This is a genomic window from Delftia sp. ZNC0008 (assembly GCF_000799035.1).
Taxonomy (GTDB): domain Bacteria; phylum Pseudomonadota; class Gammaproteobacteria; order Burkholderiales; family Burkholderiaceae_C; genus Comamonas; species Comamonas tsuruhatensis.
In genome coordinates this window covers 1-26,044 of record NZ_JTKZ01000871.1, presented here as the reverse complement: position 1 = coordinate 26,044, position 26,044 = coordinate 1, and the positions used below count along the sequence as shown (strand labels likewise).

Below are 26,044 nucleotides of genomic sequence, written 5' to 3'. Positions count from 1 at the left end.
TCTGGATGTCGGTACTGGCCTTCATGGTCTCCTTCATCGGCTGTGCGCTGCTGCTGCGCTGGGCCCGGCGGTCCGCAACGTCCTCCTACGGATACGACAAGCCTCAGCGTTTCCACATGGGCGAGGTACCCCGGCTGGGGGGCGTGCCCATGTACCTCGGGCTGGCTGTCTCCTGGGGAGTCGGCACCTGGCTGAGCATGCGCGGAGATCCTTCGTCGCTGCGCATGCAGCTGTGGGTCGTCGTATGCCTGGCCGCCATGCTGCCGGCCGTGGTCGGGGGGATCATCGAGGATGTATCGCAGCGCCTGAGCGTGCGCTACCGGCTGGTGCTGACCCTGCTGAGCGCCGTGTTGGCGGTTTTGCTGTGCGGCCTCACCGTGCCCCGGCTCGGCTGGCCCTGGCTGGAACAGGCGCTGGGTCCTGCCATGCCCTGGCTGGGCATGGGCCTGGCGGTGCTGGCGCTGACAGGCCTGCCCCATGCCTTCAACATCATCGACGGCTACAACGGGCTGGCGGGCATGGTGGCCACCATCATCTGCCTGGCGCTGGCCCATGTGGCCTTGCAGGTGGGCGACCGCACGCTGGCCGCCATGCTGGTGACGCTGGCCGCCGCCACCTGCGGCTTCCTGGTCTGGAACTACCCGCGCGGCATGATGTTTGCCGGCGATGGCGGAGCCTATGTCTGGGGCCTGGCGATTGCCCTGGCCAGCATCGCCCTGGTGCAGCGCAATTCCGCAGTCTCTCCATGGTTTCCCATGCTGCTGCTGATCTATCCGGTCTGGGAGACGGTGTTCTCCATCTACCGCAAGCTGATGCGCGGCATGTCGCCGGGCATGGCGGATGCCCTGCATTTCCACCAGCTCATCTATCGGCGCATCGTGCGCGGCGTGTTCGACGATGATCTGGCCCGGCGCATGCTTCGCCGCAATAACCGGACCTCCCCCTATCTGTGGGCCTTCACGCTGCTGACCGTGGTGCCTGCGCTGCTGTTCTGGAGCAATACACCGGTCCTGGTGGGGTTCTGCCTGCTGTTCGTGGTCAGCTACGTGGTGGCCTATCTGGCCATCGTGCGCTTCAAGCTGCCGGGCTGGATGCAGAACAATGGATGATGACCGGGCGCCATGGGCGTTCCGTCATCCGGGCATGCAACACTGCCGCGCAGTTGCGGCACAATGCCCGCCTTGTTGTTGACTACTTCCACGCCCCCGGGCTAGCACCATGAACGATATCCTCTCGATTGCCCCCCGCGACAAGGCCGAAATCCTCGCCCAGGCCCTGCCCTACATCCGCAAGTTCCATGGCAAGACCATGGTCATCAAGTATGGCGGCAACGCCATGACCGATCCGGCCCTGCAGGCCGACTTCGCGGAAGACGTGGTGCTGCTGAAGTTGGTGGGCATGAATCCGGTGGTGGTGCATGGCGGCGGGCCGCAGATCGAGACGGCCCTGAACCGCCTGGGCAAGAAGGGCGAGTTCATCCAGGGCATGCGCGTGACCGACGCGGAGACCATGGAAGTCGTGGAATGGGTGCTGGCCGGCGAGGTGCAGCAGGACATCGTGGGCCTGATCCACCAGGCCGGTGGCAAGGCCGTGGGCCTGACAGGGCGCGATGGCGGCCTGATCCGCGCACGCAAGCTCAAGATGGTCGACAACAAGGATCCGAACATCGAGTACGACGTGGGCCAGGTGGGCGACATCGTCTCCATCGACCCCAGCGTGGTGCGCGCGCTGCAGGATGACGCCTTCATCCCCGTGATCAGCCCCATCGGCTTTGGCGAGGAAAACGAGAGCTACAACATCAACGCCGACGTGGTCGCCAGCAAGCTGGCCACGGTGCTGCAGGCCGAAAAGCTGGTGCTGCTGACCAACACCCCCGGCGTGCTGGACAAGGCGGGCAGCCTGCTGACCGACCTCACGGCGCGCGAGATCGACGCCCTGTTCGCCGACGGCACCATCTCGGGTGGCATGCTGCCCAAGATCAGCGGCGCCCTGGATGCCGCCAAGGCCGGCGTCAACGCCGTGCACATCATCGATGGCCGCGTGCCGCATGCCATGCTGCTGGAAATCCTGACCGACCAGGCCTACGGCACCATGATCCGCAGCCATTGAGGCCCGATGGCGCGGACTTTGCGGTTCGCGTTACCATCGCGCATGGCCCGGGCGTGGTCTGACGGCCTGGGCCGGTCTGCTGCAAGCCGCCTTTGGGCGGCTTTTGTTTTTTAGGTTTGATATGCGTTTGCTTCTTGTGGAAGACGATGTGATGGTGGCCAGCGGCATCAAGCTGGGGCTGTCCGATGCGGGGTATGCCGTGGACTGGGTCGGCAGTGCCGAGCGCGCCCTGGAGGTGCTGGCCCAGGAAGCCTTCGACCTGGCCGTGATCGACATCGGCCTGCCCGGTATCGACGGGCTGGAGCTCACGCGCCGCCTGCGCAGCAGCGCGGTGGAGAGCTCGGCCATGCCCGTGCTGATTCTGACGGCGCGCGACGCGCTGCAGGACCGCGTGCAGGGCCTGGACCAGGGCGCCGACGACTACATGGTCAAGCCCTTCGAGCTTCCTGAACTGCTGGCCCGGCTGCGCGCGCTGCTGCGCCGATCACAGGCAGCCACATCGGCCGTCCTCAGCTTCGGTCCCATCGAGCTGGACACGGCAGGCCGCCGCGCCGGCGCGCGCCAGCCTGCACAAGACGATGAGAGCGAGGGAAAGCTGCTGCCCATCGACCTGGGCCCGCGCGAATGGACCGTGCTGGAATACCTGCTGATCCACGCGCCCAAGCCGGCCAGCAAGGACAAGCTGCTGCAGGCGCTCACGGGCTGGGACCGAGAGATCACGCCCAATGCGGTCGAGGTCTATGTCTCTCGCCTGCGCAGCAAGCTGGAGCCGCACGGCGTGGCCCTGCGCTCCATCCGGGGCTTCGGCTATCGGCTGGAACTCTCGCATACCGTTGCCTGATGCGGACATGGCGCATGGCCCCAGGCGCTGACCGCCCATGACAGCCAATCTGCGACTTCGCCTGCTGGTGCTGCTGGTGGTGCCGCTGACGCTGCTGGCGCTGATGGGCGGCTGGTTCGGCTACCGCTCGGCAGACGAGGCCTCCACCCAGCATGACCAGCGCCTTTTGCGCCTGCTGCCCGCGCTGGCCGACTCCGTGCTGGCACCGTCGATTGCCGAGGGAACGCCGCCGCTGGTCGCGCTGACGCCCGCCATCGAGGAAGTCTTGCGCCAGCGCGGCAACGACGTCGGATATGCCGTGGGCGACCTGCAGGGCCATGTCGTTGCCGGCGACACCTGGATCCGCTTCGATGTGCCTTCCACGCCGCTGGCCGAGTTCCACAGCCAGGAGCATGACGGCCTGACCTACCGCGTGGCCGTCATGCGCGCCGAAACCTATGGCGCCGGTGAAATGGTGCTCGTGCTGGCCGACGGTGGCGACGTACGCCAGCAATGGGTGCGCCAGTTGCTGCTGCATGTGCTGCTGCCCAGCGTTCTGCTGATCGCGGGCGCTGGCATCGCCATCTACTGGTCGGTCAGCCGGGCCTTCCGGCCGCTGCTGACCCTGACCCAGGCTGTGGAGCGGCGCTCGCCGCGCGACCTCAGTCCCATCTCTGAGCACAGCTCGCCGGCCGAGGTCCGCCCGCTGGTGCGCTCGCTCAACCGATTGTTTGCACTGGTCAACGCCCAGGCCGAAGGCCAGCGGCGCTTTGTGGCCGATGCCGCCCATCAATTGCGCACGCCTCTGGCGGCCTTGCAAGCCCAGGTCGAGGCCTGGGCGCTGAGCGCGCAGGCTGCCCAGGCCGAAGCGAGGCGCAAGGGCACCGAGGCCCAGGTGGTGCTCAGCGTGACGCAGATCGAGCAATTGCGCGACGCCACGCGGCGCACCTCGCAGCTGGCACGCCAGTTGCTGGCGCTGTCACGTGCCGACGCCCGCAATGCCGAAGTCCAGCCGCTGCAGCAGGTGGACCTCAAGGACCTGTGCGAAAGCATGCTGGAAATGTTCTTCGACCAGGCCAGCGCCAAGGGGCTGGACTTCGGCCTTGACGTTGCTCCGGCCAGTGTCTGGGGTCACAGCTGGCTGCTGCGCGAACTGGTGTCCAATCTCGTGGACAACGCCATCAAGTACACGCCGCCCGGCGGTAGCGTCACGCTGCGCTGCGGCATGTACCATGGCGCGGTGCAGTCTGCGGATGAGCCGCCAGGGTGGGCCTTCCTGGAGATCGAGGACGATGGCCCCGGCGTGCCCGAGGCCGAGCGCTCGCAGATCACGCAGCGCTTTTACCGCGCCCAGGGTGCGTCCGGCGATGGAACGGGGCTGGGATTGGCGATTGCCGATGAAATCGCCCTGTTGCACCAGGGCACTCTGGCCTTTGGCGCTGGCGCGCAGGGCAAGGGCCTGCTGGTACGCTTGGAGCTTCCATTGCAAATGCCGGCCGTGCTCTCGGAAACAGTAGCAGCGCAGCCAACAGGGACGCGATCCTGACGGTTGCGCTCATGGGGACAGCTTTGTGCGGAGTTGCCGCCGAGGGCTGTGAGAGAATTACTTACAAATAGTTGATCTGCTTATGTCCGAGTCTGAAGTCCTGTCGCCTTTATCCGCTCCTGGCGCTGATGTCGTTTCCGACGAAGCCGCCTCCGCTTCCGCCCCCACGCCTGCGCGCAAACGCCCCAAACCCGGGGAGCGGCGCGAGCAGATCCTTCAGGCGCTTGCGGCCATGCTGGAAAAGCCCGGCGCAGAACGCATCACCACGGCAGCGCTGGCCGCTCACCTGGGCGTCAGCGAGGCGGCCCTGTACCGCCACTTCGCCAGCAAGGCACAGATGTTCGAAGGCCTGATCGAGTTCATCGAGCAATCCGTCTTCACGCTGGTGCAGCAGATCGTCGGGCGGGATGTGCCGGAGGAAGAGCGTCCCGCAGTGGATGGCATGCGCCAGGCCAGCCGCGTGATCTCGCTGGTGCTGCAGTTCGGCGAGCGCAACCCCGGCATGGTGCGCGTCATGGTGGGCGATGCCATCGTCTTCGAGCACGAGCGTCTGCAGGCCCGCATGAACCAGTTCTTCGACCGCATCGAATCCACGCTGCGCCAGTGCCTGCGCCCCGCCGCCGGTGCGCTGGGCTCCTCCGCCCCGACGGTCGATGCCCAGGTCGCCGCCAGCGTGCTGACGTCGTTCGCGCTGGGCCGCCTGCAGCGCTACGCACGCTCGGGTTTCCGCCGCCTGCCGACCGAGCATCTGGAAGCCAGCCTGGCCTTGATGGTCTGAACACGGCCCAGCGGACCCCAGGGTCCGCTCTGCAGCAAAGCCACCCGCTTGCGCCGGTGGCTTTTTTGCGACCAGGGCCTTGCTTCTTCGCGGTGGCAGTGCTCAGCCGGCAAGATTGCGCCGTCGCCTGGCCGGTGCTGTCACGCCCAGCGCCGCAACGATGCGCCCCACCTGGCCTTCCGTAATCCCATGCTCGGCAGCCAGTTGCCGGGCCGTCTTGTCCGTGGCGTAGTCTGCGGCGATACGCTGGTTGCGTAGTGCCTGCAGTGCGCGCGCTGCCCTGGGCAGCTGGAAGTGGGGCAGGCCTCCATACTCACGGGCGAGCTGGAGCAAGGCTTTCACGCCTATGGTGGCCGCATAGGGATGCTCGGGTGTGACCTTGTCCGGCGTGGGAACGTAGATGCGCAGCCCACCCCAGCGCTGCACCAAGGCCATCGTGGGCTGCAGTCCGATCAGGCGCTCGAAGTCCTGCAGCAGGGGCGGGAGCAGATCACTGCAAGTGCCATGGCGCGGGTCAATGGCAGCTGCTCCGGGCGTGGGTATGCCGATGGTGGGGGGCAGGGTAGCAGGCCGAAAGCCCTGGAAGACAGGTGCCGGATGGTGTTCGGAATGCATTTTGGCTGTACGCTCTTGGTTCAAAAGGAAACGGTTCAATGTGAACCATATTCTTGGTCCATAACGAACCACTGTCAAGATTCGCCATGCCTGCAAAACCAGTGACTGATGCGCTTACATCCAACGTTGATGAGGTACTGGCGCGCATGGCTGAAGCCTTGGGACCCGACTGGATGGCGGGCATGGAGGTTCAGCCTGAAACGGTGCGGACCTGGCGCAAGCGCGGGGAAGTGCCAGCACGGCAACTGCTGCGGGCCTCGCAGCGAGCGGGCCGGCCGCTGGAGTATTTCAACGGCACGGGCGCAGCGAAGCCTGGGGCTCGGCATGGTGGGGCGGCCGAAGACGAGTTCACGCAGATCGAGATGCTCGATGCGCACGTCAGCGCAGGGCATGGGGCCGTCAACGGCCCCGACGAGGTGATAGGCCGCTTCGCCTTCCGTTCGTCCTGGCTGCAGTCCAAGGGGCTGGGCAGACACAACGCCAAGATCGTGCGTGCCCGTGGAAGATCCATGGCGGACCGCATCAACGATGGCGACATCCTGCTGGTCAACACCTCGGTCGATACGCTGACCCAGGATGGTGTCTATGTGATCGAGCTGGAGGGTGAGAACTACGTCAAGCTGCTGGAGCGCGACTTCAGCACGGGCGGTGTGCGCATCGTCAGCTACAACCCCGCTTATCCGCCCCAGGTTCTGGAAGGCGAAGCGGCCAACCGGCTGCGCATCTGCGGCCGGGTTCTCTGGCACGGCGGAGAACTCTAGCCCCCGGGCCGCGCCGCCCAGCATCGCTCCAAAGACTTTGCCGCGGGCCTGAGGCCAGCCTGCGCGCTTCCGTCTTCACCCAGCCTTTCTCGTCCTCCTCTTTCGTGCGTCCGTGCCTGCCCGAGCGGCAGGACGTTTGCGCTTGCCTGGCCGTTGGGATGTGCCGGGCCAAGGCACATGTGGCTGGCATCCAGGTCCGCTGCGCCTGAGAAGGCGCGCGCCTGTGGACGCTGAAACCGGGCCTGCATATGCAGGCCTTATTCATTTTTGCCTGCCTCGGCACAGTCACTCCATCGCAACGACGCATCTTTTTCTGCGTCCCCCAACGGAGTGACCCATGTACGCCATCGCACAACTGTTCCTGCTCTTTGCCGCTCATCTGCGGCCCATCGTGGCCGAGGCTGCGGCCAGTGTGGTGGCGGCCTTTCCGGTGCTGCGCTCATGAATGCACTGGCCCAGCATCGCAACGCCATCGTGGCCATCCTGGCCTCGGTGCCGCAGATCGGCGTTGTGCAGGACCGCGAACGCCATGCCGCCAGCGATGCCGAACTGGCAGCCCTGTTCACGTACACGCCGCCTGCAGCAGGCACGGCCCATGTCCGCGGCTGGTGGCTGCGCAGAAGCAGCACGGCCGAGCACGGCAGCAGCACGGCCCGCACGGTAAGCGTGCACCAGTGGACGCTGCATGGCTACCTGGCCATTGCCGACGCCCAGGCCAGCGAGTTGTTGCTGGACGACCTGGTCGAGCAGTTCCGCGCCCTGGTGCGAGCCGATCCGACCCTGGGCGGCGCGTGCCAGCCCGGTCCCCTGGCAGGCAGCGACGACAGCACCGATGGCGTGCAGCTCATGCGTGCCGAGCCTGTGGATTTCGCGGGAGTGCGTTGCCACTCCGTTGTCCTGCAACTCAGAACCTGGAGCTACCTGTGACCTGCACACCCCCGAACCGGGCCTAGACCGGATAACCCGCACCTTTCCCGCAACCCCTGTGGCCCGCGGCGCTGGAGGACGGCGCCCAAGGTCGCGAAACATCTCTTCATCTCTTCAAAGGATTCTCCAAATGGCAGCAAAAATCATGCGCAAGATGGCCCTCCTGGCCCTGGTTGAAACCGTTGTCGGCACGGCTGTCGTACCGCTGGCGGCCAATGCCATGTTGGTCAGCGACGTGACCCTGACCCCCATCGAGGGCGACGTGGTCGAGCGCAACAACATCCGTCCCTTCTTCGGCTCCAGCGGCAGCACCCTGGTCACCGAATACCAGAAGGTGTCGTTCTCCGTGGAATTCGCGGGTGTGGCCGCAGCGGGTGAGCGTCCCGGCGTGACCGACCTGTTGCGTGCGTGCGCCGCCAGCGCCAGCACCGAGACTGGCGTGAAGACAGTCTTCTCTCCCGTGACCGACGGCATCCAGAGCGTGACCATCTACGGCAACGTGGACGGCACCCTCTACAAGATGCATGGTGCACGCGGCGAGGTGGAGTTCAGCACCGATGCCAAGGCCATTCCCAAGTGGAAGTTCGAGTTCACGGGCTCCTTTGTCCCCGCCGTGGATGAGGCCCTGCCGGCTGTGGACTACAGCGACTTCGTCGCTCCTCTGGGCGTCAACAAGACCAACACCCAACTGACCCTCGATGGCCTGGCGGTGGCCTGCAGCGCCTTCAGCTTCAAGTGCGGCAACCAGGTGGTCAAGCGAGACCTGATGAACGTGGACACCGTGGAAATCACGGACCGAAAGTCCACGGGTAGCGTCACCTTCGAGAACACCAGCGTGGCCACCAAGGACTGGATCGGCCTGGCGCGCGCCAGCGCCATCGTGCCCGTCACGCTCAAGCATGGCCCCGGCGCCACCAACACCGTCAGTTTCAAGAGCGCGCGCGCCCAGATCGGCAAGCCGACTTACAGCGACAGCGATGGCGTGCAGATGATCACGATCCCCCTGTCGTTCATTCCCTCCGACGCGGGCAACGACGAATGGTCCATCGAGATCTGACGCCTCACCTCCCTGCCTGACAACTACACATCCAAGGATCACCATGGCCGTCAAGATTTCCGGGCTCAAGCCCACCATCTCCGTTCCCGCAACGCTGTACCTGCCCGTCGATGAGGGCAGGTTCGGAGCCCATCACTTTGCCGTCGTGTTCAAGCGCCTGGGCAAGGCGCGGCGTGACGAGATCAATGAACTCATCGTCGTCGGCAAGCCCGCCACGCAGCCCGATGGCTCGCAGGAGGTACGGCGCATGACCATCCCTGAACTGCTCGACGAAGTGGTTGTGGGCTGGGAGGGGATGCTGGGCGACGAAGGAACACCCGTGCCCTACAGCCGCGACGAGCGCCTGGCGGCCGAGGAGGCCTACCCGGGACTGGAGCAGGCCATGGCCGTGGCCTGGTTCGACGGACTCAACGTGCACCAGCGGGATGCCGCCACAAAAAACTCCGTGGCGCTGTCCGGCATCACCTCGGCCTCGACGGCGCAGACCGCTATCTCGTAGACGACGAGCTGCGCACCCAGTGCGCGCAGATGGGGATCGACCCCGACCGGATGGTGCCCGGCGATCTGCAACGGCAGCACCCCGAGGACTACGAACTGTGGCCGGAGCATGCGATGGCCTGGAGCGTGTACCTCGGCTGCTCCACCCAGTGGCGTAGGACGGCCACGCCCTGGGGCCAGTGGCACTGGGACGGGCTGGATTACGCCGGGGTCGAGATCGTGATGCGCCGCTACGCGGTGCCCGCCGCGCAGCGCGGCGAGGTCTTCGCGCAATTGCAGGTACTGGAGGCGCAGGCGCTGCGCCAGCTCAACCGGGGCTGAGGCATAGGGGCCTCGGCTCCGGCCTTTCAAGACAAACACAAGCGGTCAAGCATACCGAACAGAGATCAGCATGAGTACAGCGGTCAAAAGCATAGGCATCGCCGAGACGCCCAGCCTGAGCGAGCTGCGTGCGCAGAATGCCCAGTTCTCCCAGGAGCTCGACAAACTCCACGGCAAGCTGCAGCAGGCGTATGCCGGCATGTCGCAGTTCGCAGGTGCCTCAACGGACACGGCGCTTGTGTCGGCGCGTGCCAGCGTCGATATCGAGAGCCTGTCTACTTCCATGGGCAAGATTGCAGGCCGCGCCAATGCCATGCTGGAAGTGGCGGGTTCGGCGGCCAAGGTGGGAGAGGCGCTCTACACGGCCAGTGCCCAGACAGAGAATCTGCGTACACGGCTGGACCTTGCCACCGGCGGCAAGGGCGCGCAGGAACTGGCCTATGTCACGGCCCTGGCCGATCGGCTGGGCCTGCAGCTCAATGCCACCGGCCAGGCCTACGCCGACTTCGCCACCAAGGCGCGAGGTACGGCGCTGGAGGGCGCGCAGGTGCAGACCATCTTCACGGGGATTGCCTCGGCCAACGCGGCCATGGGCCTTTCCGTGGAGCAGGGCAATGCCTCGTTGGCAGCCGTACTCGACCTGATGGGCAAGGGGACGATAGGCGCGTCGGACTTCAGCGAGAAACTGGGACATATCCCGGAGGCGGCGCTGGTCGGCGCTCAGGCCCTGGGTGTGACACAGGAGCGGTTCTCCCAGATGCTGCAGACCGGCGAGGTCGTGACGCAGGACTTTCTGCCCCGTTTCTCGCAGGCGCTGCAAAGCTCCCTGGGAGAGGGGACGGACAAGGCGGCGGACAGGCTGGATGCCGGCACCCAACGCATGGCCAACGCCTGGGACAAGCTCAAGTCCGCCGTGGGAGATTCCGGCATCAGCCATATGATCTCCTTTGGCATGAATGCAGCGGCCAACGACATGAACGCCTTTTCGGAGTCTATGTCGCGCGCGCGTGACAACGGGTCGGGCTTCCTGGGCCAGATCAGCAGCGGGCTGGGAAACATCGCCGGGCGCGCGGTGGGCTTGCAATACATCAGCACGGCCTTCCAGTCGAATGCGGAAAAGGCAGCCTATCTGGCCAAGGAGCTTCCGCGCGCCAGGGCTGAATTGGAGATGCTGCAGGCCAAGGGGGCAGCCACATCGCGCAATGTATGGGTGCGCACGGCCCATGACGATGCCCAGCGGCTGGTCGAAAAATTGCAGCAGGTGCAGCGCGAATTGATGGCGGCACAGGGTCAGCGCAATGCAGGCGGCGGCCGCGGGTTCATCAATCCGCCGCTGGTGGGACAGCCACAGCCGCAGGAGCAAAGCAAGAAAACCGATGCGCCTGCGCAGAAGAAAGAGCCGCCTGCGGTACCCCGCACCGTCAGCTACGCACCACCGGCCGTGCCAGCCAGAACGCAGCAGGACGATGAGGAGCTCAAGCGCGATCAGGAACTGCAGAAAAGGCAGCAGGAGGTGGCGCAACTCGTCAAGGAACACCAGGCCAAGGCCGAACTGGCTGAAAAGAACCTGGACCTCGCCCGGCAGGAAACGCGCGCGATTGGCCTGACCGGTGAGGCGTTGGGACAACTGCGCCAGGAGCAGGTCGAGAAGACCATCGCGGAGATGGAAGACAACGCGGCCGGGCAAGAGAGTGTCCGCTGCTCCAGGGAGGTCGCCGAGGCCGTTGGCAAAGAGGCCGAGGCCACGCGCGAACTCGCCCGGGTCAAGGGCTACAACGAGTCTGCCAGCAAGGTGGACGAGTACACCAAAAGCGTGAAGGCGGCCAGTGAGGCGGTGCAGTTCGAGCAGTCTCTGGCAGCCATGTCGGAACGCGACCGCAAGATCGCGCTGGAGCAGTACCAGGTCGCGATCGAGCTCAAGAAAAAGCTCGAAGACATCTCGGCCAAGAATCCGGATGATGCGGCTGGCGCCCAGAAACTCAAGGACGACGCCACGGCCGCAGCCAACCAGGCCAAGGCCAATGTTGCCGAACGTGTCCGCATGCAGGAGACCCAGAAATCGGTCGACCAGATGGACGAGATGTTCCGCAAGGGCTTCACGGACATGCTGGCCAACGGCACCGAAGGCTGGCGTACCTTCACCAAGAGCCTGAGTGCGACGTTCAAGGCCTCTGTGGCCGATGAGATGTACAAGGCGTTTGCGCGGCCGTTTCTCGTGCCTGTCTTCGCTCAGCTCAGGGGGTTCGTCGGCAACTTCCTCGGTCAAGGCGGTGCTCCGGGAACAGCGGGCGCTGGTGATGCGCAGGGCACGGGCCTGGGCGGTGGATTGACGGACTGGTCCACCTGGGGCACCTCGGCGCAGAAGTACCTGAATGAATCCGCACTCAAGCTCATGTCCAATGGCTGGAACATGGCCGGTGAAGCACTGCAGGACCTGGGCAAGACCGTGGGCCGGTTCGACACCTGGCTGAAAGACATTCCCGGTTTCCAGGGAGGGATTGGCTCTGCTGCCGGTTACCTGGGAAGCCTGTACAGCCTGTCCCAAGGACAGTACGGAGCCGCTGTGGGTCAGGCGGTGGGAACCTGGATCCTTCCGGGCATCGGCTCGATGATCGGCAGCTTCCTAGGTGGAGCGCTCGACAAGGCCTTCGGCTCCCGCGGCGCCAACCATGGCGGCGCGGCCTACAGCACGGCCGGCATTGGCAATGACAAGGCGGCCGAGCAGCTGTTCGGCCGCGCGGCAGGCGACTGGTACGACGATCTGACACGCCGCCACAGCGATGGCATCGAAAAGCAGCTCAAGACCAGTCTGGACGGACTGGCCCTGGTCTACGGATCCCTGGGCAAGTACGCCACGGGCGGAGTGCGCGACATCGACTTGGTGGGCGGCTTTGCCGCCAACGGAAAGTACACCGACGAGGACGCCTACGGCTACGCCAAGATCATCGACAAGACGACCGGCATGATCCTGGCCGGCTTCGAGAACCGCTCGCTGGGCAACAACCCGGAAGAGGCCTACAAGGCCTTCCTGGGCCAGACCGGTTCCCTGCTGGTGTCCGAACTCAAGAAGGCGGACCTGCCCAGCTGGATGCGCACCACGCTGGACTCGCTGGGCGAAGCACCCAATGTCGAGGCGTTGCAGGCCGCCTTCCAGACCATCGACCTGATCGGCCGCTCCTTCGAGGAACTGGGCAAGAAGATCACGGGCTTTGCCGACCTGACCGACCTGGCCTTCGAGTCCCTGATCAAGGCTTCGGGCGGCATCGAGGCGCTGAATACCAACGCGGGCAGCTTCTACCAGAACTTCTACAGCGAGGATGAGCGCAAGACCATCGCCAAGCGCGAGGTGGGCAGCAAGCTCAAGGACCTGGGCGTGGACATCGACCTGGATGCCGACGACGCCCAGGCCCGGTTCCGCAAGCTGGTGGAGGACAAGCTCAAGGCAGCCAACTCCGAGGAGGCGAATGCCAAGGTATTGAAGGACGCCATCTCGAAGGTCCAGGGCACGCAAGGCCTCAAGGACATGGCCAAGACTGGCGCCTTCAAGGACTGGGCCAGCTCCACCCTGGGAGAAGGTTCGGGCGATATCGGGAAACTCGCGGCTGATCTCGAGAACCTGGCAAACACCAGCACGTCGCTGGCCGACTTCACTGCCGGTATGGACAAGCTGATCGGCAATATCGGCGGCACCGGCAAGTCTTCGGCCGAGACCGCTGCCGAGCTGCTCAAGCTCAACGACACGTTCAAGGCCGTTACCAAGACATCCGAGGATGCTGCGGCGGCTTCGGCCAAACAGGCGGAGGAAGCCAAGCGCAAGCAGGAGGAGCAGGCGCAGGAGGCGAAGAAGAAGAACGAGGCCGATACGGATGCGGCGTGGAGCCTGCTGCAGCGTTCCGTCGATGCGGAGCGCTCGGCCATACAGGCACGCATCGATGTCGCGCAGGAGCGCGTGGATACCGAGCGCGCCCTCATGGACACCTTGCGCGGGCATGTCGTCGAACTGCGCGGCCAGATCGAGAGCACCCAGGCCATGGCCTTGGCCAGAGCCAACGAGGTCATTGACCAGGCACTGGCTGCGTACCGGCGCACGGGCTATCTGCCCGAATCGGCTGACATCGGCGAGGCCGTCTCGGCTGCGCGCGGCGGTATTTCCTCGGGCAACTTCCGCTCGCGCCTGGACTATGAGGCCGCGCAGTTGATCCTGGCCAACAAGCTCGAAGTGCTGCATGACGCGGCGGGCGAGCAGCTGTCTGCCGATGAATTGATTCTGGAGCAGGAAAAAAGCCAGGTCGATGCGTTGGACCGGCTGCTCAAGACCGAGAAGGAGGCGCTGGACATAGCGCGTGGCATCGACACGCGGCTGCTGTCGTCCGATCTCGCATGGGCGGAATTCCGCGCGGCACTGCTCAAGGAGAGTGTAGGCCATGGCAGCGCAGGCGATCTGGACGGGGCTGACGGCAAGAGCGAAAGCGGCTTCGGCCCTGGCGGTGGAGATGGTTCAGGCGCTGATCGGGCAAAGCGCATCGCTGAGACCTATCGCAGGTACGAGGGGACTGGGGATGTCGCAGGCTTGGTGCGAGATATCAAGGCGGCTGGCGGGACGGCAAAAGATATCGCGAATCTGGGAGGCTATGCGCTGGGCGACGTGAATGCTGTTCTAGACCAGATGGGAATCCCCCGATTCGCGCGAGGTGGCGATCACGCCGGAGGCGTGCGCATGGTCGGCGAATTGGGGCCTGAGCTGGAATTCACCGGCCCATCGCGCATCTACAGCGCACAGAGAACCCAGCAACTGTTCGCCGGAATGGGGGGCGGTGAAACATCCAGGCAGATCCAGGCATTGCATCAGTTGATCTTTGACATAGGCCGTCAGCAGATTGTGCTGTTGCACAGCATGGAGGGCTTGGCACGCAAGGCCGATGCGTTGGGTATCAAGCGGAGGGTCGCAGCATGAGCACGAATGGCGCATTCACGAAAGGCATGGGCTTTCTGCCTCCCATCGCCGTCACGCTTTCCAATATGACAACAAACGTTGCACCCAGTGAACTGGCGCCCTGGATGGTCAACAAGACGTATGCCCTGGGTGACGAGATCATTGACGTCACAGGACTCATTTGGCGATCCCTGGTCGCAGGCAATACGGGCAATGCTCCAGCAACGTCCGAAGGGAAATGGCAACGGCGCGGTGTGGAAAACCGCTTGCGCATGTTCGATGCAAGTCTGGGTTCCTACACGGAGGCTGACGACCTGATTGAGGTGCAGATCAAGCCAGGTTGCATCGTGACGGATATCGAGCTGCTGGGTATTCAGGCTCACACGGTCCAAGTGCTGATGCGCGATCCCGTCGATGGCGACGTATTCGACAGTGGCGCGCAACTCATGCTCAAGCCGTCGGGCAACTCCCACTGGAACTATTTCTTCGCCCCCATCGCTCGCGAACACAAGTTCTCCCTTACGGGTCTGCCGGCATACACCCAGGCCACCATCACGATTCGCATCAGCAACCGTGGGGCCAAGGCGCGCTGTGCGGAGGCAGTCATCGGTCGTGCCGTGTGGCTGGGCAACACACAGTGGCGACCCTCCATCAGTTTTGACGACTGGAGCCTCAAGAAGCGCGACGACTGGGGGGGCTGGGTAGCCGAGCCCGGCGCATACAGCGATCGCCTGAAGCTGCAGGTACTCGTTCACGGCACGCAGTACGAGCGCGTGCGCAACGAAATCTTGGCGTACCGCGCCAGGCCGGTCGTATGGATAGGTGCGCGAGGCTACAGCGTGCTCACCACGTATGGCTACATCACGGGCTTCGACCAGGTACTGGTGGCCCATGGCTTCTCCGATTGCAACCTAACCATTGAAGGACTGGAAGACGATGAACTTCACGCAACCACCTGATCCACCGGATGAAGGAGTGTCGATACCCAACCGACGAACCGACCCGCAGGATGTATTCGACGTCAAGACTGATGTCTACCTGAATTGGCTTTCCGGCTTCAGAAGCTGGACAGCGGGTCTGGCCGGTTGGCTGAAGACCTTTCTTGCGGAACTAGTCCAGGCACTGCAGACAGTTGAAGCCAATAAGAACGCCGCCCAGGCTGCCGCCGCAGCTTCGGCCACTAGCGCACAGAACGCCGCCTTGGTCGCCGGGGCGCAGCGCTGGGAGCCGGGCAACTATGCCCAGGGCGATGCAGTCTGGTCGCCTATCTCGCTGCTGACCTATCGGCGTGTACAAGTGGGGCTCTCAGCCAGCGCCATTGACCCCGCACAGGACCCTGCCGGCTGGCGGCTGTCAGGCTCTCCCATGTCGATGCCGCAGCAGGATCTGACCTCAGCTGGGCCGCACCAGCTCATCGTCGGCATGCACTATCTGGTCACGCATCCCCTGTGCGTGTGCCTGATGCCTGCAGGCGCCGCGCCTCAGGACCAGTTGCGCGTCACCAACCGCTCCAACGCCCTGACGCCCGTGCTGCGCCGCAACGGCGGCAAGTTCTCCGGCATCGAGGACGACTTGGTGCTGGATTCGCGCTTCGCCGACCGCACCTTTACACAAACCGCAACCCTGGGGTGGATCTGATGCTTTCGTTCAATACCTTGTATGGCCAACCGGCTGCGCTCATGCGCCGGCGCATCTGGAGCGGCGAGGAGCGCAAGCTGCCTGCAGCCAGTGTGCGCGTGGAAAACATGTTCAAGGCGCACCAGGGCTTCCTGCCGAATTTTTCGTTAGGGGTTCCAACTCGAGCAGTGTGGAACGGCCGCGTGTATGCCGTCGCCACTGCCACGACGCTCTACACGACACCGGACCTGCGCACCATCACGTCCAGGTTTGTGACGACCGGGACGATCCAGGGCTTGGCACAGCACAACGGCACCATCGTCGTCAGCTATGTCGATGGATCGCAATACGGCCTGCGCGCGAGCACGAATGATGTGTCGTTCACGGCGCCCGCTGGCGCTCAAGCCGTGGCCGCGATCAGCCGGGCCGGTGGGTTCTTTTTTGGTCAGCAGACGTCGACCGGCCTCTCCTACTGCTACAGGTCCGTCGCAGGGACAGATACCTGGCTGAACACGCCCATGCCTTCGGGAGACCCATGGCATAAATTCCTTTTCAACGGGTCTGCTTATCTGGCATTGTCTGGAGCAGGCCCCTCCTGGATCAACGCTGCAGTGTCAGACTCCGGGGCCTCGTTCATCAGCTCCACCGGGTTCAACGCGCTGCGCAACACGGTATCAGCAGCATCGGCCGCGCTCAATCAGGGCATTGCGGTCGGCACAAAGTTCGTGCTGTTTGGTGCGGTGGGGAAGCGGATGTGGACGGCAACGTCCGAAGATGGGCACAACTTCGACCTGAAGGTCCAACTGCTGCCCCTGCTTGATGGAGAAGATGTCCAGAGCATCACGAGCGCAATCGTGCTGGACGGCGTGATCTATGCGCGGGCCGTGACGCTGGACAACGCCAATGCGAGCCGCTTACGCCTTGTGGCCTCATACGACGCTGGGGCGAACTGGCGCTTGTTCCCCCCAGCATTCGTCCCTCGAACAGGGGTAGTCGATGTGACAACCCCCATCTTTGCCCTGGAGCCTGGTAAGGGCTTGTTTCTCGGGACCCAAGGCATGGGACTGCTATCCGACGTCGACAACGACCGTGAGTTCTACTACGAACAGGGGGCCGCATGAATTACGAATATGACCTGTGGGGTTGGTATGTGGGCATGGCCACGTCGCCCAGCGAGCGCACGACCACGCTGCCGCCTGACAACATGCAGACCCACGACGCACCGGGCCGTCCGCGCAGCAACTTCACGGGCCTGGCCTGGGTCGAACTGCCTTATGAGGCCCTGCCCGAGCCGGTGCCCGAACCCGCGATGCCGGAGATCGTCATCACCGGCATCGCGGCCGACAAGGAGGACTTTGTACATACTCCCGACTTTACCGATGCGACGGTGCCGGTAGGCGCCACGCTGGCCTTCTCTGCCGAGCTGCGGGCAGGCGCGCAGGTGTTGGCCAAGGATGACAGCTTTCGACTGCCCATCCGGTCGCGCGATGGCCGCGAGCGCGTGGTGCTGGCCTCCATGGCCAAGGGCTTCATCCGTTTCTCTGTCCACTTCGAAGACAGTCGGGTCTGGGAAGTGACCGAAGCCATGGTCAATTCCGACCTTCCTCCCGAACGCCACATGCGCTTCAAGGGCATCAAGGTATTTGCCGTGGAGGCATGACTTGCTCTGAGGCGTGACAACCAACCAAGCCGGCACCTGCCGGCTTTTTTGCGCCTGCCCACAAGCTAGGTGTTTTCCCCCGCATGTCTTCGCCGCGACAAGCTTTCCATGCAAAATAGCACGAACGTTCGTTTTAACAAGAATTTCGCATGTCCAGCGTTTCCGCCCCACGCCGCACCGCTCGCTCTCCGACCAACTCCAATGCCGATCCCAAGGCCGGCTCTTCCGTGCACGAAGCGGCTGCGCCCGCGCCGCGCCGCGCGCTGCACAAGGGTCAGCAGACCAAGGCCACCATTGTGGAGGCTGCCCTGAACCTGGCCACGCACATCGGGCTTGAGGGCCTGTCCATAGGCGCTCTGGCCGAGCTGACGGGCATGAGCAAGTCGGGCGTGTTCGCGCATTTTGGCTCGCGTGAGGAGCTGCAGATTTCCGTGGTGCATGAGTACCACGACCGTTTCGAGCAGGAAGTGTTCTTTCCGGCGCTTCAGGCGCCGCGCGGCGTGGCGCGTCTGCGGGCGCTGTTCGACAACTGGATGAAGCGCACCTCCATCGAGCTGGACTCGGGCTGCATCTATATCAGCGGCGCCGTGGAGTTCGACGACCGCACGGGGCCGGTGCGCGATGCGCTGACGGCCTCGGTGCAGACCTGGCACGCAGCCATGCGCCGCACCATCGTGCAGTGCCGCGAATGCGGCGACCTGCGTGCCGACCTGGACGAGAACCAGCTGCTGTTCGAGATCCACGGCCTGATCCTGGCCCTGCATTACGAGGCGCGCTTCCTGCGCAACGAAGGCTCCATGCAGCGCGCCATCGACGGCTTCGAGAGCATTCTGGCGCGCTACGCCAGCCCGACCTGATTTTTCAGTTTCACCGTTTTCACCGCATCCACTGCAAACCCCGCCAACACAGGAGAAGACAAATGCCCAGCTACAACCCGCCCCTGCGCGACATGCAATTCCTCATGCACGAGGTGTTCAAGGTCACGGATGACTACCGGCAGATGACGGCGCATGCCGAGGTCGATGCCGACACCATCAACGCCGTGCTGGAAGAGGCGGGCAAGTTCGCGGCCAATGTGACGTTTCCGCTGAACATCAGCGGCGATGCCGAGGGCTGCGTGCTGAACAAGGAAACCCACGAGGTCACCACGCCCAAGGGCTTCAAGGAGGCCTACCAGAAGTACGTGGAAGGCGGCTGGCCTTCACTGTCCTGCGACACGGCCTATGGCGGCCAGGGCCTGCCCTTTGCGGTGAACTCGGCGCTGTACGAGATGCTCAACAGCGCCAACCAGGCCTGGACCATGTACCCCGGGCTGTCGCACGGCGCCTACGAGGCCCTGCATGTGCATGGCACGGAAGAGCAAAAGAAGCTGTACCTGCCCAAGCTGACCAGCGGCGAGTGGACCGGCACCATGTGCCTGACCGAGCCCCATTGCGGCACCGACCTGGGACTGCTGCGCACCAAGGCCGAGCCCGTGGCCGGCGCGCCCGAGGGCACCTACAAGATCACCGGCAACAAGATCTTCATCAGCGCTGGCGAGCACGATTTCACAGAGAACATCGTCCATCTGGTGCTGGCCCGCCTGCCCGATGCGCCCCCGGGCTCCAAGGGCATCAGCCTGTTCGTGGTGCCCAAGTTCGTGGTCAAGGCCGATGGCTCGCTGGGCGAGCGCAACCCCATCTTCTGCGGTGCGCTGGAGCACAAGATGGGCATCCATGGCAATGCCACGGCTCAGATCAATATCGACGGCGCCATCGGCACCCTGGTGGGCCAGCCGAACAAGGGCCTGCAGGCCATGTTCGTGATGATGAATGCCGCCCGCCTGGGCGTGGGCAACCAGTCGCTGGGCCTGACCGAGGTGGCCTACCAGAACGCCCTGGCCTATGCCAAGGACCGCCTGCAGATGCGCAGCCTGTCGGGAACCAAGGCCAAGGACAAGCCGGCCGACCCCATCATCGTCCACCCCGACGTGCGTCGCATGCTGCTGACGGCCAAGGCCTATGCCGAAGGCGGCCGCGCGCTGGTGACCTACTGCGCCTTCCTGATCGACAAGGAGTTCAACCACCCCGACGAAAAGGTGCGCAAGGACAGCGCCGAGCTGGTGGCGCTGCTGACGCCCATCGTCAAGGCCTTCATCACCGACAACGGCTGGACGGCCACCACCATGAGCCAGCAGGTCTATGGCGGCCATGGCTTCATCACCGAATGGGGCATGGAGCAGTTCGTGCGCGATGCGCGCATCAACATGATCTATGAAGGCACGAACGGCATCCAGGCGCTGGACCTGCTGGGCCGCAAGGTGCTGGGCAACCAGGGCGCATCGCTCAAGAAGTTCGGCAAGCTGGTGGCGCAACTGGTGGAGGAAGAGGGCGTCAACGAGAAGATGGCCGAGTTCATCAATCCCATCGCCTACCTGGGCGACCAGATGACCAAGTTCACCACCGAGATCGGCTTCAAGGGCATGCAAAACCCCGACGAGGTGGGCGCCGCCTCTGTGGACTACCTGCGTGTGGCGGGCCACCTGGTGTTCGGCTACTTCTTCGCCCGCATGGCCCAGGTGGCGCTGCGTGAAATCGCCAAGGGCAACACCGACCCGTTCTACCAGGCCAAGCTGCAGACCGCGCGTTTCTACTTCGCCAAGCTGTTCCCCGAGACCGCGACGCTGATGCGCACGGCCCGCGCAGGCAGCAAGTCCCTGATGGACACGGACGCGGCGCTGGCCTGAACGGCTTCACTCCAACATGGGAGCACGGGCTGTGCGCATCAGCGTGGCCTGTGCGCCTTTCTAGGCGAAAGGGGTTTGAAATGAAGGCATATCAAGCACTGGCAGCAATGGTGCTGGGCCTCGCGGCCGTCGCGGCGCAGGCGCAGATGACGCCCGTGGGCCTGTGGAAGAGCGTGGACGACAAGAGCGGCGAAGCCAAGTCCGAGATCCGCGTGGCCGAGAACGACGGCGTGGTCACGGGCCGCATCGAGCAGATCCTGCGCAAGGGCGCCGATCCGGCCGCCACCTGCACCGAATGTTCTGACGACCGCAAGGGCCAGCCGCTCAAGGGGCTGGAGATCATCCGCGGCGCCAAGAAGGCCGAGGGCAAGGACGTCTGGGAAGGCGGCAAGATCCTCGACCCCGAAAACGGCAAGACCTACACCCTGCGCCTGACGCCCATCGAGGGCGGCGCCAAGCTCGAGGTGCGCGGCTCCATCGGCCCCTTTGGCCGCACCCAGACCTGGGTGCGCGTGCAGTAAACCATTCCGGAAGGCGGCCGCAGCGGCCACCTCCCTCCCACTTGTGGAACATCCATGTCCCGATTCAATGTGAAGAAAGTCGCCGTGCTCGGCGCTGGCGTGATGGGTGCGCAGATCGCGGCCCATCTGGTCAATGTCAAGGTGCCCGTGGTGCTGTTCGACCTGCCTGCCAAGGAAGGCCCGAAAAGCGGCATCGCCGAGCGCGCCATCGCCAACCTCAAGAAGCTCAAGCCTTCGCCCATCGGCGTGGCCGAGGACGCGGACCTGATCCAGCCCGCCAACTACGAGGAGCACCTCAAGCTGCTCAAGGGCTGCGACCTGATCATCGAGGCCATTGCCGAGCGCATGGACTGGAAGCTCGACCTGTACACCAAGATCGCGCCCCATGTGGCCAAGCACGCCATCGTGGCGTCCAACACCTCGGGCCTGTCCATCACCAAGCTGTCCGAGGCGCTGCCCGACGCGATCAAGCCGCGCTTTTGCGGCATCCACTTCTTCAACCCGCCGCGCTACATGCCGCTGGTGGAGCTGATCGCCACGCCGACCACGCAGCCCGTGGTGCTGGACCAGCTCGAAGCCTTCGTCACCAGCGGCCTGGGCAAGGGCGTGGTGCGCGCCAAGGACACGCCCAACTTCATCGCCAACCGCATCGGCATCGCCGGCATGCTGGCCACGATGAAGGAGGTCGAGAACTTCGGACTGACCTTCGACGTGGTCGATGACCTCACCGGCAAGAAGCTGGGCCGCGCATCCAGCGGCACCTTCCGCACGGCCGACGTGGTGGGCCTGGACACCATGGCCCATGTGATCAAGACGCTGCAGGACAACCTCAGCGCCGAGACCGATCCCTTCTACGCCAGCTTCGGCACGCCGCCCGTGCTGGCCAAGCTGATCGAGCTGGGCAACCTGGGCCAGAAGGCGAAGAAGGGCTTCTACAAGAAGGTCGGCCGCGACATCCTGCAGTTCGAGCTGGACAGCGAGGACTATGTGCCCGCAGGCGGCAAGGCCGACGAGGTCTATGGCCGCATGCTCAAGAAGCCTGCTGCCGAGCGCCTGAAGCTGCTGCGCAATGCCGAGGGGGCGCAGGGCCGCTTCCTGTGGGCCATCCTGCGCAACAGCTTCCACTACGCGGCCATCCACCTGGAGAGCATTGCGGAGTCCGCACGCGACGTGGACCAGGCCATGCGCTGGGGCTTCGGCATGAAGCAGGGCCCGTTCGAGCTGTGGCAGGAAGCCGGCTGGCTGGAAGTGGCGAAGATGGTCCAGGAGGACATCGATGCCGGCAAGGCATTGAGCAAGGCACCTCTGCCCAAGTGGGTCTTCGAAGGCCCGGTGGCCGAGGCCGGCGGCGTGCACACGGCGCAGGGCTCGTGGAGCCCTGCCAAGGGCCAGTTCGTGCCCCGCCGCGTGCTGCCCGTCTACGAGCGCCAGATCTTCCCCGAGAAGCTGCTGGGCGAAGACAGCCTGCCCGACTGGAAGACGGCAGGTACCACGATCGCCGAATCCAAGGCGCTGCGCACCTGGACGCTGGACGGCCAGATCCTGATCGCCAGCATCAAGAACAAGATGCACGCCATCAGCCCCGAAGTCATGGAAGCGCTGATGGAGGCCGTGGACGTGGCCGAGACCGACTTCCAGGGCATGGTCATCTGGTCGGGCGATGCGCCGTTCAGCGTGGGCGCTGACCTGGAAGCCACCATGCCGGCCTTCGTGATCGGCGGCGCCGACGCCATCGAAAGCGTGGAGCAGGAGCTGCAAAACCTGATGCTGCGCATCCGCTACGCCCAGGTGCCCGTGGTTGCGGCCATCCATGGCATGGCGCTGGGCGGCGGCTGCGAGCTGGCTGTGTACAGCGCACGCCGCGTGGCGCATATGGAAAGCTACATCGGCCTGGTGGAAGTCGGCGTGGGCCTGGTGCCCGGCGCGGGCGGCCTGACCTACATCGCGCGCCGCGCGGCAGAGAACGCCGCCACCAGCACGGGCAAGGACCTGCTGCCCTTCCTGACCGAAGGCTTCACGGCCGCGGCCATGGCCAAGGTGGGCACCAGCGCCATCGAGTCGCGCAAGCTGGGCTACCTGCTGGACAGCGACCTCATCGTGCCGCACAAGGACGAGCTGCTCTTCGTCGCCATCAACGAGGCCAAGTCCATGGCCGCAGGCGGCTGGCGCGCGCCGCTGCCGCGCAGCTTCCCCGTGGCGGGACGCAGCGGCGTGGCCACCATCAAGGGCTCGCTGGTCAACATGCGTGACGGCGGCTTCATCAGCGAGTTCGACCAGCATGTGGCCAGCCTGATCGCCAACGTGGTCTGCGGCGGCGACGTGGATGCGGGCACCCTGGTGGACGAGGCCTATCTGATGAAGCTCGAACGCAAGGCGTTCTGCCACCTGATCGGCCATCCGAAGACCCATGAACGCATTCTCGGAATGCTGAACACCGGCAAGCCCGTCCGCAATTGATATGCCCCCCCTGAGTCGCTTCGCGCCTTCCCCCCAGGGGGACGACAGCCTCGCGGCGGGGCGGCCCTTGCTTGCTGTCCCTGACTTGGGACATGCGTGCGTTGCGGGCCGCGAATAACTGAGATCTAGGAGCAATCTCCATGAAACAAATCCAAGACGCCTACATCGTCGCCGCCACGCGCACGCCCATCGGCAAGTCGCACAAGGGCTTTTTCCGCAACTACCGTCCCGACGACCTGCTGGCGACCACGCTGAAGGCCGCGCTGGCCCAGGTGCCGGGGCTGGACCCGGCTGCCATCGAGGACATCATCTGCGGCTGCGCCATCCCCGAGGCCCAGCAGGGCCTGAACGTGGCGCGCATCAGCGCCGTGCTGGCGGGCCTGCCCACCAGCGTGGGCGGCATCACCGTGAACCGCTTCTGCGCCTCGGGCCTGTCGGCCGTGGCCATGGCGGCGGACCGCATCCGCGTGGGCGAGGCCGACGTGATGATCGCGGCCGGCGTCGAGAGCATGAGCATGGTGCCCATGATGGGCAACGCGCCCTCGCTGTCGCCGTCCATCTTCGAACGCGACGGCGACGTGGGCATTGCCTACGGCATGGGCCTGACGGCCGAGAAGGTGGCCCAGCAGTGGAAGGTCTCGCGCGATGCGCAGGACGCCTTTGCGCTGGAGTCGCACCGCCGTGCCCTGGCCGCGCAGCAGGCCGGCGAGTTCAAGGACGAGATCACGCCCATCGAGGTCACTGACCGGAGCCTGGACCTGGCCAAGGGCGAGCCCGTGGTGCGCACGCGCACCGTGGAGTTGGACGAGGGCGCACGCCCCGACACCAGCCTCGAAGGCCTGGGCAAGCTGCGCACCGTGTTCGCGGCGCGCGGCTCGGTGACGGCCGGCAACAGCTCGCAGACCAGCGATGGCGCAGGCGCGCTGATCCTGGCCAGCGGCGCCGCCGTGCAGCGCTTCGGCCTCACGCCGCTGGCGCGCTTCGTGAGCTATGCCAGCAAGGGCGTGCCGCCGGCCATCATGGGCATCGGCCCCATCGAAGCCATCCCGGCCGCGCTGCGCTATGCGGGCCTCAAGCAGGACGACATCGACTGGTTCGAGCTCAACGAAGCCTTTGCCGCCCAGTCGCTGGCCGTGGTCAACACGCTGGGGCTGGACCCCGCCAAGGTCAATCCCATGGGCGGCGCCATCGCCCTGGGCCACCCGCTGGGTGCCACAGGCGCCATCCGCTCGGCCACCGTGGTGCATGCGCTGCGCCGCAAGCAATTGCGCTACGGCATGGTGACGATGTGCGTCGGAATGGGCCAGGGCGCCGCCGGCATCTTCGAGCGGGTCTGACCGTTGCTCAAGGCCCCGTTCGCGGGGCTTTGTCTTTTTCGCTCATCCCATTTTTTCCCATCCATGCGAGCCGGCACAGAAACGGCACCGACCAGGAGACAGCCATGGAACAACACCAACTCAGCAGCGACGGCGCCACGCTGGCGCTGCGCGTCTACACGCCCGCTGGCCCGCCACGCGCCAGCGTGGTCATCGGCGGGGCCATGGGGGTGCGCCAGGCCTTCTACGAGGCCTTTGCCACCTGGCTTGCGGGCCAGGGCTATCGGGTGACCAGCTTTGACTACCGGGGCCATGGCGATTCCCTGCAAGGCTCTTTGCGCCAGGTGCGTGCCGACCTGTGCGACTGGGCGCGCGACTACGAGGCGGTCATCGCCCATGCCAAGGCGCAGCTGCCGGACCAGCCGCTGTTCCTGATCGGCCACAGCCTGGGCGCCCAGCTGCCGGGCCTGCTGCGCTCCCCGCAGCTGGTGGACGGCCTTTTGAGCATTGCGGCCGGCAGCGGCTACTGGCGCGACAATGCGCCCCGCCTCAAGCGCCTGGTTCCCTATTTCTGGCATGTGCTGGTGCCCGTGGCCACGCGCCTGTGCGGCTACTTTCCGGGCAGGCGCCTGCGCAAGGTGGGCGACCTGCCGGCCGGCGTCATGCTGCAGTGGCGCCGCTGGTGCCTGAATCCGCGCTACAGCGTGGGTGCTGAGGGCGAGGCCGCCGCGCGCAGCTACGCCGCCGTGCGCTTTCCGGTGATGGCGCTGTCCATGAGCGACGACGAACTCATGACCTGGCGCGGCACCGAGCACCTGTTCGCGCTCTACGCCAATGCCCCCAGCCGCATCGAGCGCATCGAACCCAAGGCCCTGCAGTTGCGGCGCATAGGGCATTTCGGCTTCTTCCGCGCCGATATGCGCGACGCGCTCTGGGGCCGGGCCGTGGACGTGTTCTCGGGCTGGACCAAGGCGCCGGCCGCCGCGGCCCACCCGCGCTTTCCCTCACCCGCAGAGTCGCCGGCTTGACGGACGCGGGCGCCGCTTGCCATCACACTCGTTTGCCATGAGCACAGACATCCATCCTCTCGACCAGGCCGTGGCGCTCACGCCCACCGGCGCCGTGGGCCACTACCAGGGCCAGACCACGCAGGACTACTGGAACATGGTGGGCCCGTACGGCGGCATCACCGCCGCCGCGCTGGTGCGGGCCATCCAGCAGCATCCGCTGTGCCTGGGCGATCCGCTGTCCATCACCGTCAACTACGCGGCCGCGCTGGGCGCGGGGCGCTTCGACATCGAGGCCCGCCCCGTTCGCACCAACCGCTCCACCCAGCACTGGCTGCTGACCATCACCCAGCCCGACCAGGACGGCGATACGCGG

General features: G+C 65.1%; 23 protein-coding genes. 22 read left to right on the top strand and 1 reads right to left on the bottom strand.

Annotation, left to right across the window (positions count from 1 at the left end):
• The first annotated feature begins 5 nt into the window (after window positions 1–5).
• From L995_RS28110 to slmA, 5 genes are all read left to right on the top strand, one after another.
• Window positions 6–1,109, top strand: a complete 1,104-nt coding sequence (locus L995_RS28110; RefSeq protein WP_082001651.1) for a glycosyltransferase family 4 protein — start codon at window positions 6–8, stop codon at window positions 1,107–1,109.
• Window positions 1,110–1,218: 109 nt separating this feature from the next.
• Window positions 1,219–2,109, top strand: a complete 891-nt coding sequence (gene argB, locus L995_RS28105) for an acetylglutamate kinase (protein WP_012203251.1) — start codon at window positions 1,219–1,221, stop codon at window positions 2,107–2,109.
• Window positions 2,110–2,230: 121 nt separating this feature from the next.
• Window positions 2,231–2,950 (top strand): response regulator transcription factor, encoded by a 720-nt coding sequence (locus L995_RS28100; protein ID WP_016446445.1) that lies wholly within the window; start codon window positions 2,231–2,233, stop codon window positions 2,948–2,950.
• Window positions 2,951–2,987: 37 nt separating this feature from the next.
• Entirely contained in the window at window positions 2,988–4,475 is a 1,488-nt protein-coding gene (locus tag L995_RS28095; RefSeq protein ID WP_047474651.1) for an ATP-binding protein, read from the top strand.
• A gap of 82 nt (window positions 4,476–4,557) precedes the next feature.
• Complete coding sequence (slmA, locus tag L995_RS28090) at window positions 4,558–5,253, top strand: nucleoid occlusion factor SlmA (RefSeq protein WP_012203254.1); 696 nt, start codon at window positions 4,558–4,560, stop codon at window positions 5,251–5,253.
• A 102-nt stretch (window positions 5,254–5,355) separates the two neighbouring features.
• Here slmA and L995_RS28085 read toward each other — a convergent pair whose 3' ends face one another.
• Complete coding sequence (locus L995_RS28085; protein ID WP_047474649.1) at window positions 5,356–5,868, bottom strand: Mor transcription activator family protein; 513 nt, start codon at window positions 5,866–5,868, stop codon at window positions 5,356–5,358.
• A gap of 146 nt (window positions 5,869–6,014) precedes the next feature.
• Between L995_RS28085 and L995_RS28080 the strand changes: the two genes are divergently transcribed.
• From L995_RS28080 to L995_RS28000, 17 genes are all read left to right on the top strand, one after another.
• Window positions 6,015–6,629 (top strand): S24 family peptidase, encoded by a 615-nt coding sequence (locus tag L995_RS28080; protein ID WP_013804208.1) that lies wholly within the window; start codon window positions 6,015–6,017, stop codon window positions 6,627–6,629.
• 441 nt (window positions 6,630–7,070) lie between these two features.
• On the top strand, window positions 7,071–7,556 hold the full coding sequence (locus tag L995_RS28075) for a hypothetical protein (RefSeq protein ID WP_016446440.1): 486 nt from the start codon (window positions 7,071–7,073) through the stop codon (window positions 7,554–7,556).
• Window positions 7,557–7,686: 130 nt separating this feature from the next.
• Window positions 7,687–8,613, top strand: a complete 927-nt coding sequence (locus L995_RS28070) for a phage tail tube protein (RefSeq protein ID WP_047474647.1) — start codon at window positions 7,687–7,689, stop codon at window positions 8,611–8,613.
• Between the two features lie 43 nt (window positions 8,614–8,656).
• Complete coding sequence (locus L995_RS28065) at window positions 8,657–9,112, top strand: hypothetical protein (protein WP_012203259.1); 456 nt, start codon at window positions 8,657–8,659, stop codon at window positions 9,110–9,112.
• Between the two features lie 29 nt (window positions 9,113–9,141).
• Complete coding sequence (locus L995_RS28060; RefSeq protein ID WP_016446439.1) at window positions 9,142–9,432, top strand: DUF1799 domain-containing protein; 291 nt, start codon at window positions 9,142–9,144, stop codon at window positions 9,430–9,432.
• Window positions 9,433–9,502: 70 nt separating this feature from the next.
• Complete coding sequence (locus L995_RS28055; protein WP_047474645.1) at window positions 9,503–14,386, top strand: tape measure protein; 4,884 nt, start codon at window positions 9,503–9,505, stop codon at window positions 14,384–14,386.
• Window positions 14,383–15,324: a hypothetical protein gene (locus tag L995_RS28050; RefSeq protein WP_016451810.1), complete on the top strand. Its 942-nt coding sequence runs from the start codon at window positions 14,383–14,385 to the stop codon at window positions 15,322–15,324. Before L995_RS28055 ends, L995_RS28050 begins: the two co-directional genes overlap by 4 nt.
• Entirely contained in the window at window positions 15,302–16,003 is a 702-nt protein-coding gene (locus L995_RS28045) for a hypothetical protein (RefSeq protein ID WP_016446436.1), read from the top strand. The genes L995_RS28050 and L995_RS28045 overlap by 23 nt, the downstream gene beginning before the upstream one ends.
• A complete protein-coding gene (locus L995_RS28040; protein WP_047474643.1) occupies window positions 16,003–17,103 on the top strand; it encodes a hypothetical protein in 1,101 nt (366 codons plus the stop codon). Before L995_RS28045 ends, L995_RS28040 begins: the two co-directional genes overlap by 1 nt.
• Window positions 17,100–17,642, top strand: coding sequence for a hypothetical protein (locus tag L995_RS28035; RefSeq protein WP_047474641.1), 543 nt, complete (start codon window positions 17,100–17,102; stop codon window positions 17,640–17,642). Before L995_RS28040 ends, L995_RS28035 begins: the two co-directional genes overlap by 4 nt.
• A gap of 149 nt (window positions 17,643–17,791) precedes the next feature.
• A complete protein-coding gene (locus L995_RS28030) occupies window positions 17,792–18,499 on the top strand; it encodes a TetR/AcrR family transcriptional regulator (RefSeq protein WP_016446433.1) in 708 nt (235 codons plus the stop codon).
• Between the two features lie 62 nt (window positions 18,500–18,561).
• Window positions 18,562–20,367, top strand: a complete 1,806-nt coding sequence (locus L995_RS28025; protein WP_017405915.1) for an acyl-CoA dehydrogenase C-terminal domain-containing protein — start codon at window positions 18,562–18,564, stop codon at window positions 20,365–20,367.
• Between the two features lie 80 nt (window positions 20,368–20,447).
• Window positions 20,448–20,888: a DUF2147 domain-containing protein gene (locus tag L995_RS28020; RefSeq protein WP_047474640.1), complete on the top strand. Its 441-nt coding sequence runs from the start codon at window positions 20,448–20,450 to the stop codon at window positions 20,886–20,888.
• Window positions 20,889–20,942: 54 nt separating this feature from the next.
• A complete protein-coding gene (locus tag L995_RS28015; RefSeq protein ID WP_017405914.1) occupies window positions 20,943–23,345 on the top strand; it encodes a 3-hydroxyacyl-CoA dehydrogenase/enoyl-CoA hydratase family protein in 2,403 nt (800 codons plus the stop codon).
• A gap of 140 nt (window positions 23,346–23,485) precedes the next feature.
• Window positions 23,486–24,682 (top strand): acetyl-CoA C-acyltransferase, encoded by a 1,197-nt coding sequence (locus tag L995_RS28010; RefSeq protein WP_017405913.1) that lies wholly within the window; start codon window positions 23,486–23,488, stop codon window positions 24,680–24,682.
• A gap of 104 nt (window positions 24,683–24,786) precedes the next feature.
• Entirely contained in the window at window positions 24,787–25,689 is a 903-nt protein-coding gene (locus L995_RS28005) for an alpha/beta hydrolase family protein (RefSeq protein WP_047474638.1), read from the top strand.
• 37 nt (window positions 25,690–25,726) lie between these two features.
• On the top strand, window positions 25,727–26,044 hold a 318-nt coding region (locus L995_RS28000; protein WP_047474667.1), incomplete at its 3' end, for an acyl-CoA thioesterase domain-containing protein.